The organism is Nostoc sp. T09 (assembly GCF_002154695.1).
Lineage (GTDB): Bacteria > Cyanobacteriota > Cyanobacteriia > Cyanobacteriales > Nostocaceae > Aulosira.
The window spans coordinates 1-12351 of the sequence record NZ_MTAV01000049.1 but is presented as its reverse complement, the minus strand read 5'-3'; the positions used below and the strand labels follow the sequence as shown (position 1 = coordinate 12351).

Sequence of the window (12351 nt, the reverse complement as noted above, 5' to 3'; positions counted from 1 at the left end):
GGACAATCAAGCTGGTTCTTTGCACCCAGCTTTGGAGTAGCCGGAATCTTCCGTTTCATCCTGTTTATTCAAGGTTTCCACAACTTTACCCTCAACCCCTTCCACATGATGGGTGTTGCTGGGGTGTTGGGTGGCGCATTGTTATGTGCCATTCATGGAGCGACAGTAGAAAATACTCTGTTTGAAGATGGCGAAGCAGCTAACACCTTCCGCGCCTTCAATCCGACTCAATCAGAAGAAACCTACTCAATGGTGACAGCAAACCGATTCTGGTCACAGATTTTCGGGATTGCTTTCTCTAACAAACGCTGGTTACACTTCTTCATGTTGTTTGTGCCAGTAACTGGTCTGTGGATGGCAGCAATTGGCATCGTCGGTTTGGCACTCAACCTGCGGGCTTACGACTTCGTGTCGCAAGAATTGCGCGCCGCTGAAGACCCGGAATTTGAAACATTTTATACCAAGAATATTTTGCTGAATGAGGGTATCCGTGCTTGGATGGCTCCTCAAGATCAGCCCCACGAACAATTTGTATTCCCTGAGGAGGTATTACCACGTGGTAACGCTCTCTAATAGAACGGCGGCGATGGGCGGTGGACGTGACATAGAATCAACAGGTTTTGCCTGGTGGTCTGGTAACGCTCGTTTGATCAATCTATCTGGCAAACTGCTTGGTGCTCACGTTGCCCATTCTGGTTTGATTGTATTCTGGGCTGGAGCAATGACTTTATTTGAAGTCGCTCACTTCATCCCTGAAAAGCCTATGTATGAACAAGGCTTAATCCTGCTACCTCACCTCGCTACTTTGGGATGGGGTGTTGGTGCTGGTGGCGAAGTCATCGACACTTTCCCCTACTTTGTTGTGGGTGTGCTTCACCTAATTTCCTCAGCTGTGCTTGGTTTTGGTGGTATTTATCATGCCATCCGCGGTCCAGAAACCTTAGAAGAGTATTCTTCCTTCTTTGGTTATGACTGGAAAGACAAGAACAAGATGACCAACATCATCGGCTTCCACTTGATCATTCTGGGCTGTGGTGCGCTGTTGTTGGTGCTGAAGGCAATGTTCTTCGGTGGTGTTTATGACACTTGGGCACCTGGTGGTGGTGACGTTCGTGTTATTACTAACCCAACACTGAACCCAGCTGTAATCTTTGGTTATCTAATCAAGTCTCCTTTTGGTGGCGAAGGCTGGATTGTCAGCGTTGATAACATGGAAGATGTTATCGGCGGTCACATCTGGGTTGCCTTCATCTGTATTGCTGGTGGGATTTTCCACATCCTCACCAAGCCTTTCGCTTGGTCACGTCGTGCATCCATTTGGTCTGGTGAAGCTTACCTCTCCTATAGCTTGGGCGCTCTGTCCCTGATGGGCTTCATTGCTTCCTGTATGGTTTGGTACAACAACACTGTTTACCCCAGTGAATTCTACGGTCCTACAGGTCCTGAAGCTTCTCAAGCACAAGCTCTTACTTTCCTGATCCGTGACCAACGCTTAGGTGCTAACGTCGGTTCTGCACAAGGTCCTACAGGTCTAGGTAAATACCTGATGCGCTCTCCCACTGGTGAAATCATCTTCGGTGGTGAAACCATGCGCTTCTGGGATTTCCGTGGCCCTTGGTTGGAGCCTCTACGTGGTCCTAACGGTCTTGACCTAGAAAAAATTAAGAACGATATTCAGCCTTGGCAAGCTCGTCGTGCTGCTGAATACATGACTCACGCTCCTCTGGGTTCTCTAAACTCTGTAGGTGGTGTGGCTACCGAAATCAACTCCTTCAACTACGTATCTCCTCGTGCGTGGTTGGCAACTTCTCACTTCGTTTTAGGTTTCTTCTTCCTCATTGGTCACTTGTGGCACGCAGGTCGCGCTCGCGCCGCAGCAGGTGGTTTTGAGAAAGGGATTGATCGTGAGAATGAGCCAGTCATGTCCATGACCGAACTCGACTAGTTCGGAAGTTTTCTTTCATCACTGACAATTAAATGTTTCTAGCTCTTGTGTAAAAGCAAGAGCTTTTTTATTAATTGTTAATAGTTAGTACTGCTGCGATGTGACAAAATCAGATTTATTAGAGACAGATTTAGAAAATTTTTCTTATTAATTTTTATTGCTAGCTTGGTAGAGAAACACCGCAATTAAATAAAGGAGTATTAAATATGAGTGACTCAATTTTTTCCGATTCTTTAGGATGGACCGCGGAAGCTAAGGAAAAATTAAAAAATATTCCTTTTTTTGTCCGTACTCAAGCAAAAGCAAGAATTGAGCAGCTAGCTCGTCAGGCAAAGCAAGATATTGTGACAGCAGAGTTGGTTGAACAAGCACGCCTGGAGTTTGGGCAGTAAACTACTTAAACTGTTCTGTTAGATGTTGAAAGAATTACCAAGAATTGTTCAGATTGCATAATGCTTTATAACATCAGTTAGTTACAGTGAGGAAGTGGCTCAGGGAAGGGGGAAAAGTTCAATAGCGACTGAAGATGCGCGCTTAATAATGTTCACCTAACTTGATGATGACGACTTGTTTATAGAGCTTCCTGCTTAAACTTTGAATTTTGAATTTTGAATTCTCCCGCAGAATGTTGGCCCCATTCTAAAGTAATCTCTAGATTGGCTGTGGAAGTACCTTTAACTAGTACAGGCGTGAGTTTACCTGATTCCATAGCGATTTCTATACCAAATTTCACACTAGCCTTATCTGGTTTAACTTTTTGGATTACTTCTGCAATTTCCTTGGTAAGGGATTCAATAGCGACGGTTACTTCATTAAAAGGTCGGGTTGGGACACTTAATTTGCGTTCCCCAATTAGCGTAGCTTCGACTCTCACATTTGTACCATCAGACAGTTCTACTGAAATAACTTTATTTTGCGCTTCCATGTGGGTTTGACAGGATTACTCTGCATTTATATCATTCAACCACGTGTAATAAATACAACCACCCATACAAAATAAGTTTTTGCTTCTGAAGATGCAGACTTTTCATCCAAAATCACCTCAGTTGCTAGTTTATGGGCGTCTACAAGCGTGGCGACTGAACCCACTTGTAATTGGTATTAACCTTCTCCCAGATTCATCGCTGCTAAAACAGCCTTCTGCCTGACATCTTGGTAGACTGCTTCCAAATACTTCATTACTACCTCAGCAGAGGTGATATTTACTACAGTTTCCTCTTCCTTACCCAAGGGAATTGATCCCAATACATCTAATACTGTCTCGCTAGCACTAGGCGCAATCACTACTAAAGAAGAATCAAGTGGCTGATTGTACTGCCAGAATGAGTCAAGTTTAATTGTGTATTGATTGTTAGTAATTGGCTGTTGAACATCAGATGTTTCTGTAGGAGAAACTTCAATCTTACCGCTACGTAATTTGCGTAAATCGCTGATAATTTGCTCTTTGGTACGTCCGCGCAATTTAAATAGTACAAACGGATCTTCACTGAAGCGATCGCCTAATTGATAATATACTGCACCTACGTGTTTACAAGGATTAGCTTTATCAGGACAAGAGCATTTGCTGCGGATATCTGACAAGGTAAACGGAAATAAAGAAAGTCCATTGGAAGTGAAGACTTCTTCAATATTTTGTGGCATTTCTCCTGCTAATAACTTAGCGGCAAATATTGCCTTTTTGGACATTGTTTCAATTACGTAACTCCATTCTTCATCGCTAAATGGATCTAGAGAAAGGGAAACTTTATAAGGTTCTACTTCGCTACCTTGTACCCTTGCTAATACTTTGGCACCTTTAAACTCGATACTGAGGACATTTCCCTGACGAGAATAATTTCTTGCACGTTCTAGACGCTTTTTAAAGCGGTAAGAATCTAATAAATCTAGCCACCTTTGTGACCACCATTCACGACTTGCTTGTAGAGTGTAATCAGTCATAATCAATTCAAAATTTAACGATAATTTGAGGCTTACAGCTAGGCAATATGTATTACTATAAGCATCCTAAATCATTACTAACTACAGATGAAAACAAATAACATTGTTAAATATCTGTGTGTATCCGTGTTTATCTGTGGTTCATTATCTAAAACAATTTTAGAAGCTTCGCTAGCAAAATTATTTATCCTTCATCCTCTTCAATGACAGAACTGCGGTCAAGTAAAAGTAAATTGCGGAGTTGGTCTGTATCTAGTTCAGTTAACCACTCTTCCCCTGCGCCTACAACTTGTTCTGCAAGTTGTTTTTTACTTTCAATCATGTCATGAATTTTTTCTTCTAAAGTTCCCGTACAAACAAATTTGTGTACTTGAACATTACGGGTTTGACCAATGCGAAATACTCTGTCTGTGGCTTGATTTTCGACTGCGGGGTTCCACCATCTATCAAAGTGGAAGACGTGATTTGCTCTGGTTAAATTTAACCCCACACCACCAGCTTTCAAGGAGAGAATCATAATAGGTGGGCCTTGGGGGTCGTGTTGGAAACGGTCAATCATTTCCTCACGTTGTTTTTTACTAGTGCTACCATACAAGAAAAAGACTTCTCGCCCTAGCTGCTTTTCTAAATGGGGTTTAAGTAACTTGCCCCATTCCGCAAATTGGGTGAAAATTAAAGCGCGATCGCCTTCTGCTAAGGCTTCTTCTAACATTTCATCCAAACGCTGAAGTTTGGCAGAATGATATTTTCCTAATGAACTTTCTTTTAAATATTGGGCTGGATGATTGCAGACTTGTTTGAGCTTAATTAATAAAGCTAAAATCATCCCTCGGCGTTGTAATCCTGTAGCGGTATCAATCTCTGCTAAAGACTCTTCCACTACTTTTTGATAAAGCGTGGCTTGTTCAGGAGTTAGCCCACAAAATACGGTCATTTCTTGCTTTTCTGGCAAGTCTTGAATGATATCACGATCTGTTTTCAGTCGCCGCAAAATGAATGGTTGGACTAATGAACGTAATTGATTTAATGAAGCAGAATCGCCATACTTTTCAATAGGCATGGCAAATCTGCGTTGAAAGAACTGCTTATTCCCCAAATAACCAGGATTGAGAAAATCTAAAATAGACCAAAGTTCTTGCAATCTATTCTCTACTGGTGTACCAGTCAAAGCGATACGAAATGCTGCTTCTAATTGTCGTACTGCCTGGGATTGCTTGGCATCAGAATTTTTAACATTCTGTGCTTCATCTAAAACTATGGCTTGCCAATCCACACTCTGCAATGCTTTGAGATCTCGGTGAATTAGTGAGTAACTAGTTACAAGTAAATCATACTTTTTCACTGCTTCTGTAAATGCCTTACCTTTGGGGCGTTTATCACCGTGATATTGCAAAATTTTCAATGTCGGAGCAAATTTCTTAACTTCTCTTTCCCAGTTACCTAATACAGAAGTTGGGCAAACTAATAGAGTAGGTTTTTCTAGTGCATCCTGTTCTTTTAGGTGTAAAAGAAAAGCAATGAACTGAATCGTTTTTCCTAAACCCATATCGTCGGCGAGACAAGCACCCAAACCCCAACGTTCTAAGAAAGCTAACCAAGCTGCACCTCGCTGTTGATAAGGTCGCAACTGTCCTTTAAAGTTGGCGGGTGTGGGTAAAGGTGCGATCGCCTGATTATTTGTAAGTGCCCCAATTAACTCTTGTAATGCCCCAGATGCTTCAAAACTAACTACAGGTAATTTTTCAATTGCTTGGGTATCCCCTGTACTTAGGCGTAAAGCATCTTCCAAGGAAAGGGACATTTTTTCTTTCCGGGAAGCAAAAAAGGTTTGGGCTGTCTTAATATCTTGGGGACGTAACTCCACCCACTCGCCGTTGATTTCCACTAGGGGGCTATTTAATGCTACCAGCCTGTCAAATTGAGCTTTAGAAATAGTTTGTCCGCCGATCGCTAATTTCCACTGAAAATTGAGCAAACTCTGCAATCCCAAGCGTCCCTGCTTTTGATTTGGCGTTTCGGCAGTAATTTTCAACCCTAAACGGTTCGCCCATCCCTCGCGGTTTGCCAAGCTGGGCGGTAAAACCACGCCTAAACCACTATCTTCCAACCTCCAAGCCACAGACTTAATAAATTCGTATGCCTGCATGGGGTTAAGACTACAAGATTCAGGATATTCACTTTCTAAACTAGGTGCGATCGCTGGATACAATCGGGAAGCTAACCCCAAGCCGCGCAGAAAAGTTTCTTGGGGTGCTTCGATTGTGCGATTTTGATATGTTAATTGCTCAACTGGATGCTGCCAAATTGTTGTCGCATCTACTAAAAACTCTGGATCATCCGCAGCTTGGAGATAATATGCTAATTTCCATTCTGTTTCTCCAGACTCCGGAGAACGCAATTCAAAACAGGTACGAAATAAAGCTTTATGAGTTAATTGATATTGCAGGGGCATAGTCCAAGCTGTCAGTGCCGCTTGTAGTCTTTCTACTCCAATTGGATCGGCACTAACTGTTTGAGATGCACTAGTTAAAGCTTGCAACCACTGCCGCACCGCTGCTGGTAGAGATGCCATCACCCTGCTTTCAATTGGGGATTGAGAACCTACCATTTCACGGACTTGAACATCTATTGTACTGTTGAGAAATCCTAAAAGTAATTCTTGAGGTTGTAGCAGTAAATTTATATGTAGTTGGGATTGGGTTAATTCCTTACTCCCCAGTTCTTCCTGATAAGTGCGGCAAGCCAATGGCATCAACTGAGAAAATTTTTCCAACCTTGTTCCATCTATAGCACTATCTAAAAGTACTTGCCAGCTAGCACCTATCGAACTGTCTGCTTCTGGTTGAATGGTTGGTAAAAACTTAGACCGTGAAATTAAATCTAAACTCCAACGCGCAACCTGCGACCAAAAGCGTAAATCTCCTCCTAAAAAGGCATCATCCCCGCTAATAGTACTTAAGGGGAGAGAAGCAAGAAATTTCATTGCTGCGCTAGGGTTAAGACAAAAACCCTCAACTCGCCAAGGATGCAGGTATGGTGGAGAGTCTGTTTTTTGCGCAGGTATTAATTGCGTTTCAACGACGGCAGAATGAACAGGAAAAATTGATGCTGTGCCTTCTTCATTGTTGTCTGAGATGTGAGATGGTAAAGCAATTATCTGAGATTGTGTTGGCATTACTTCAGCCACACTTGCACTTTGACGTTTTCGCCCTGTACTTACAGCGACTTGAGGTTGCTGAATAAAGTTAATTTTTAAATTCCGCGATCGCAACCACTCACTTAACTCCTGTGGTGCCATTGCTAATGGATGTGATGGGATATCAAAAGCAGCATTAGTATCAGAATCAACCTGTGAGGAACGCCAAGTTTCTCCCCAAATAAATAAACAACTATTTTGCTTTTTATTTAACCAAATACCATGTAAAATTGCCATTTTTCAACTACCGCTCAACTACGTTATCTGTATTGCTACTATCAAGAATTAATTTTTTGATATATAAAGCTGCAATTAATTTTACTCATATTTTTTGAGCTAAATTTACCTAAATTCTATATAATAAATATTCACCATTATCAAAAATATTCAGCAATGTAGGGTGGGATTGCTCAGCAAAATCTGGATTTAAAAAATTAAATATGAATTATTATAGTTATAATTAAAGATTAGTAATAAATGCAATTTCCCCTTTATCAAGTTACAAAAAATGGCATCACAGTAGAACTAGATTATATGCATCCTCAAGAGCAGGAGGTAGTCAGGGCATTACTAAATCTAGTAATTATTGAAGGGAAAACTTATCCTCAAAAGCAACCCCTTTCTCCGGCAGAATTTGCGGCTTACTGGTTGAGTCAGGATGCCTTTGTTGTCCGGGCAGTTGAGCAGAGCAATATAGACAAACCCAAAGATATATTAGGGGCATTTTATTTAAAACCAAACTTCCCCGGTCGGTGCAGCCATATTTGCAACGCTGGTTTTATTGTACAACCACAGTTGCGAGGTCAGGGCCTAGGGAAGTTTATGGGAGACTCGATGCTATTGATAGCAGCTAGCCTTGGCTACGAGGCTGTCATGTTCAATTTGGTCTTTGAAACTAATATACCGTCAATTACACTGTGGCAGAAATTGGGATTTGAGATCATTGGGCGCATTCCCCAGGCAGCTAAATTAGCCGATGGGCAAGTGATAGAGGCTCTAATGATGTATCGTGCTTTATGTTGACAAAGTTGTTTATCTTTGTATGTAGCCCAAGCCAGCCATAGTGCATAAATGTTAGGATTGCCACAGAGAGAGAATAGCGTGCATAGAAGGAAAAAAAACTGAATGACAGAAGTTGATAAGTCAATATCCTTTGACGGACGGGATATTCGACTGAAAGTAGGCCTACTAGCTCCCCAAGCTGGTGGGTCGGTTTTGATACAATCGGGGGATACAGCTGTTTTGGTGACGGCTACGCGATCGCAAGCCAGAGAAGGCATTGATTTTCTTCCCCTCACAGTAGATTACGAAGAAAGACTGTATGCTGCGGGTAGGATTCCCGGCGGGATCATGCGGCGTGAAGGTCGTCCACCAGAAAAAACAATTCTTACCAGCCGTCTGATCGATCGTCCCTTACGTCCGCTGTTCCCTTCATGGTTGCGGGATGACTTGCAAATTGTCGCCTTGACATTGTCAATGGATGAGCAAGTACCACCCGATGTGTTAGCAGTTACTGGTGCTTCTATTGCTACCCTAATTGCCCAAATTCCGTTTCACGGGCCAATGGCAGCAGTACGGGTAGGCTTAGTAGGAGATGATTTTGTCATTAACCCTACTTACGCAGAAATCGAAGCTGGAGATTTGGATCTGGTGGTCGCAGGTTCACCAGACGGCGTGATCATGGTAGAGGCAGGAGCCAATCAGTTACCAGAACGAGATATTATCGAGGCGATTGATTTTGGCTACGAAGCAGTGCGGGATTTAATCAAGGCACAACAAGATTTAGTTGCAGAACTGGGTCTACAAATTGTGCAAGCAACGCCCCCAGAAGTAGACCAAACTTTAGACAAGTTCATCAGCGATCGCGCCAGTGATGAAATTAAGAAAATTCTGGCGCAATTTGAATTGACTAAACCAGAGCGCGATGCGGCTTTGGATGTAGTTAAGGAAAATATTGCGGCGGCGATCGCAGAACTTCCCGAAGAAGACCCAGTTCGCGTAGCTACAAACGCAAACGGCAAGGCCCTTGGTAACACCTTCAAGGAAATTACCAAAAACTTCATGCGCCGTCAAATCATTGAAGACAACGTTCGTGTTGATGGTCGCAAACTCGATGAAGTGCGTCCCGTGTCTTGTTTAGTTGATGTCTTACCTAAGCGTGTCCACGGTAGTGGCTTGTTTAATCGGGGACTTACTCAGGTATTATCTGCTTGTACCCTTGGTACTCCCGGAGATGCCCAAAATCTCAACGATGACTTGCAAACAGACCAATCCAAACGCTATCTGCACCATTACAACTTTCCACCTTTCTCCGTCGGGGAAACTAAGCCGATGCGCGCCCCAGGACGGCGTGAAATCGGTCACGGAGCATTAGCAGAGCGAGCGTTGTTACCTGTGCTACCACCGAAAGAACAATTCCCTTACGTAATTCGCGTCGTATCGGAAGTCCTTTCTTCCAACGGTTCCACCTCGATGGGTTCAGTCTGTGGTTCCACCCTGGCATTAATGGATGCTGGCGTGCCAATTCTCAAGCCTGTCAGCGGTGCCGCAATGGGTCTAATTAAAGAAGGCGACGAAGTGCGTGTTCTCACTGATATTCAGGGCATTGAGGACTTTTTAGGTGACATGGACTTTAAAGTCGCCGGCACAGATACGGGGATTACTGCCTTACAAATGGACATGAAAATCTCCGGTTTGTCTTTGGATATCATCGCCCAAGCCGTCCACCAAGCCAAATCAGCTCGTTTGCACATTTTAGACAAAATGCTGCAAACCATCGAGCAACCGCGCATAGAAACCTCACCCTACGCCCCACGGCTGTTGACCATTAAGATCGATCCAGACATGATTGGTCTGGTGATTGGACCTGGAGGCAAGACAATTAAAGGCATCACTGAGGAAACTGGTGCAAAAATTGACATTGAAGATGATGGCACCGTTACGATTTCCGCTGTGGATGAAAGCAAGGCGAAGAAAGCCAGAAACATCATCCAAGGCATGACCCGCAAGTTGCATGAAGGTGATGTGTATGTAGGACGCGTGACTCGAATTATACCTATAGGCGCATTTGTGGAATTTTTGCCTGGTAAAGAAGGCATGATCCACATTTCCCAGCTAGCTGACTACCGAGTTGGCAAAGTAGAGGATGAAGTGGCTGTTGGTGATGAAGTGATTGTCAAAGTGCGCGAGATTGACAACAAAGGTCGGATTAATCTGACACGTTTAGGTATCCATCCTGACCAGGCAGCTGCGGCGCGGGAAGCAGCAGCAGTAAATCGATAGATAAATCGATTTAGGATTTTAGATTGAATCTAAAATCCGCGATGCCTTAGGGCAAGGCATCGCTGTATGCTTCTCTGATTCAGTTGTCAAGATTATTCAAGCTGCAAGACTGAAGTCGCGGCTCAAACACAGTTTGCCTTCTCAGGCTTGATGCTATTAAGTTTAGGTAAATCCAGCCGAACGACTAAAGTCGCGGCTAAAGAAACAAAGCCTGCTTGCGCAGGCTCGATTTAATTAAATAATTTCTCAGTGAGAAATGTAGATTTTTGTTGATGGTGGGTGGTTTGGTTGCGAATGTAATTGGTTGTCTGATGATGAGATGATTAATTGTAAATTCACTCTAACTACTTGACTATTTGAAAAATAAACTTGATGTAGGGTGTGTTATGCCAAAGGCTAACGCACCTTGAATTAATGCACTATTTTAACTGTGTTGCACCACTACAATTTAATTTTATTAACATACAGCGCTTTTCATTTGCATGGAATACAAACTTTGCAAAGTAAATTCTCGTAAGTGCACAAACATTGTTGTGACCCTACTGTAGTCTATTCAACTGCAAATTGTTGTATTTGGAAACATCATTGCTTACCTACTTACTTGTATTTCAAAAATCAAAAAATCAAATAGTAGTCATATACCAGTAAAAAATCTGAGGTAAAAAATGATTCAACCTTTACCCAAACTATTAACATTTGAAGAATTCGCCCATTGGAAACCTGACGGTGAACGCTATGAATTGCATGATGGAGTAATCGTTAAAATGCCACAACCATTGGGCGGTCATGAAGAAGTTACAGGATTTTTATCTATAGTACTGAGTGTGCAATGCTATCAATTAAGTCTTCCCTATATCATACCTAAAACTGCGCTAGTGAAGCCTCCCGAAAATGAGTCAGCTTACTCGCCAGATGTCCTAATAGTAAACCAAGCTAATCTTACTAATGAGCCACTTTGGAACAAAGAATCGACTTTAATTTATGGTGTATCAATACCTCTAGTAGTTGAAGTTATCAGTAATAATTGGCGTGACGACTATCATACAAAAGTTGGTAAATATGAAGAAATAGGTATACCTGAATATTGGATTGTAGATTATCTTGCACTTGGCGCTCGTAAGTTTATCGGCAATCCCAAACAACCTACTATATCTATTTATTTTTTAGTCGAGGATGAATACCAAGTTACCCAATTTAGGGGAACAGACCGTATTCAATCACCAACTTTTCCAGAGTTGGATTTAACTGCTCAACAGATATTTCAAGCTGGGAGTAATAGCACTGCCTCGTCTACTCCTTAGTATATACAAGTCACCATAATAAAAGGTTTAGTATTCGACTTTTCATAGGTTGGGTTTCGTTTCTCAGCCCGAACTAAAGTTACTACAACTTCAATCTTTGAGCTTCACCTTAATATAAGAAATTTCCAAGAAATAAATTATTTAAATAAACGAACAACAGAGACACAGAGAACAAGGAGAAATAAGAAACAGAAAGGGTTTTTGCGTCAGTTTGTGGATATTTTTTTATTTGGTAGTTCCTAAGTTAATTGTTTCCTTCACGGATACAAGTTAGCCTCCAGCTGTTTCAAGATCCTTTTAGGAGCATTTTTATCTCCGTGAAAAAACTTCCAACCTACAAAACCCGCACTAAATCCAACCAGAGCAGCCCCCTCCAGTCATAACTTTAACCTAACTAAGAGCCTCCATCGCAAAACTATACGCTGCTACTCCTGATAAAGTACTAATTGCTGTACTGGTACTAGCTACACCAAAAGCACTGACAGATACACTCGTTACAACCCCTACTCCTGCTGCAATTCCTAATTTCTGTTTATCCTCTACATACATTTGAGTAACAGAAGCAACAGAAATTAGAGCAGCAGTACCAATCAAGGTAGCTCTCAACTATCGCTGGTTCTACAAGTAGCTAATACCGATTCAAACAATGTTTGCGACAGATAAATCATTCCGAGGGCACAGCAGTGCTT

Annotated in this window: 9 protein-coding genes and 1 pseudogene; 6 read left to right on the top strand and 4 right to left on the bottom strand. The window is 42.2% G+C overall.

The genetic code is table 11. The features are described 5' to 3' along the window. The 3 genes and pseudogenes from BV372_RS12400 to BV372_RS12390 form a co-directional block, all read left to right on the top strand. Nucleotides 1–573: pseudogene (locus BV372_RS12400) on the top strand (photosystem II D2 protein (photosystem q(a) protein)); the annotation flags it as partial. Beyond that, entirely contained in the window at nt 557–1945 is a 1389-nt protein-coding gene (gene psbC / locus BV372_RS12395) for a photosystem II reaction center protein CP43 (RefSeq protein WP_086686809.1), read from the top strand. The pseudogene BV372_RS12400 and the gene psbC, both read left to right, overlap by 17 nt. 206 nt (nt 1946–2151) lie before the next feature. Then, a complete protein-coding gene (locus BV372_RS12390) occupies nt 2152–2337 on the top strand; it encodes a PCP reductase family protein (RefSeq protein ID WP_086686808.1) in 186 nt (61 codons plus the stop codon). A gap of 179 nt (nt 2338–2516) precedes the next feature. On the opposite strand, the gene BV372_RS12385 is transcribed toward BV372_RS12390, so the two are convergent. From BV372_RS12385 to BV372_RS12375, 3 genes are all read right to left on the bottom strand, one after another. After that, entirely contained in the window at nt 2517–2870 is a 354-nt protein-coding gene (locus BV372_RS12385; protein ID WP_086686807.1) for a CU044_2847 family protein, read from the bottom strand. A 176-nt stretch (nt 2871–3046) separates the two neighbouring features. Beyond that, entirely contained in the window at nt 3047–3883 is an 837-nt protein-coding gene (locus BV372_RS12380; RefSeq protein WP_086686806.1) for an SWIM zinc finger family protein, read from the bottom strand. A gap of 184 nt (nt 3884–4067) precedes the next feature. Further along, on the bottom strand, nt 4068–7316 hold the full coding sequence (locus BV372_RS12375) for a DEAD/DEAH box helicase (RefSeq protein WP_086686805.1): 3249 nt from the start codon (nt 7314–7316) through the stop codon (nt 4068–4070). Between the two features lie 240 nt (nt 7317–7556). On the opposite strand from BV372_RS12375, the gene BV372_RS12370 reads away from it, so the two are divergent. The 3 genes from BV372_RS12370 to BV372_RS12360 all read left to right on the top strand — a co-directional run bounded on the left by BV372_RS12370 (nt 7557) and on the right by BV372_RS12360 (nt 11662). Continuing rightward, nucleotides 7557–8102 carry a GNAT family N-acetyltransferase gene (locus tag BV372_RS12370; protein ID WP_086686804.1) on the top strand — a complete coding sequence of 182 codons (546 nt, stop codon included), beginning with the start codon at nt 7557–7559 and terminating at the stop codon, nt 8100–8102. Between the two features lie 102 nt (nt 8103–8204). Beyond that, a complete protein-coding gene (locus tag BV372_RS12365) occupies nt 8205–10361 on the top strand; it encodes a polyribonucleotide nucleotidyltransferase (RefSeq protein ID WP_086686803.1) in 2157 nt (718 codons plus the stop codon). 665 nt (nt 10362–11026) lie between these two features. Continuing rightward, nucleotides 11027–11662 carry a Uma2 family endonuclease gene (locus BV372_RS12360; RefSeq protein ID WP_086686802.1) on the top strand — a complete coding sequence of 212 codons (636 nt, stop codon included), beginning with the start codon at nt 11027–11029 and terminating at the stop codon, nt 11660–11662. Between the two features lie 390 nt (nt 11663–12052). On the opposite strand, the gene BV372_RS12355 is transcribed toward BV372_RS12360, so the two are convergent. Beyond that, entirely contained in the window at nt 12053–12268 is a 216-nt protein-coding gene (locus BV372_RS12355) for a hypothetical protein (protein WP_086686801.1), read from the bottom strand. Nucleotides 12269–12351: the final 83 nt, after the last annotated feature.

Coding starts and splice junctions, on each gene's coding strand:
- BV372_RS12390 (WP_086686808.1), top strand. CDS start 2,152: ATGAGTGACTCAATTTTTTCCGATTCTTTAGGATGGACCGCGGAAGCT.
- BV372_RS12385 (WP_086686807.1), bottom strand. CDS start 2,870: ATGGAAGCGCAAAATAAAGTTATTTCAGTAGAACTGTCTGATGGTACA.
- BV372_RS12380 (WP_086686806.1), bottom strand. CDS start 3,883: ATGACTGATTACACTCTACAAGCAAGTCGTGAATGGTGGTCACAAAGG.
- BV372_RS12375 (WP_086686805.1), bottom strand. CDS start 7,316: ATGGCAATTTTACATGGTATTTGGTTAAATAAAAAGCAAAATAGTTGT.
- BV372_RS12370 (WP_086686804.1), top strand. CDS start 7,557: ATGCAATTTCCCCTTTATCAAGTTACAAAAAATGGCATCACAGTAGAA.
- BV372_RS12365 (WP_086686803.1), top strand. CDS start 8,205: ATGACAGAAGTTGATAAGTCAATATCCTTTGACGGACGGGATATTCGA.
- BV372_RS12360 (WP_086686802.1), top strand. CDS start 11,027: ATGATTCAACCTTTACCCAAACTATTAACATTTGAAGAATTCGCCCAT.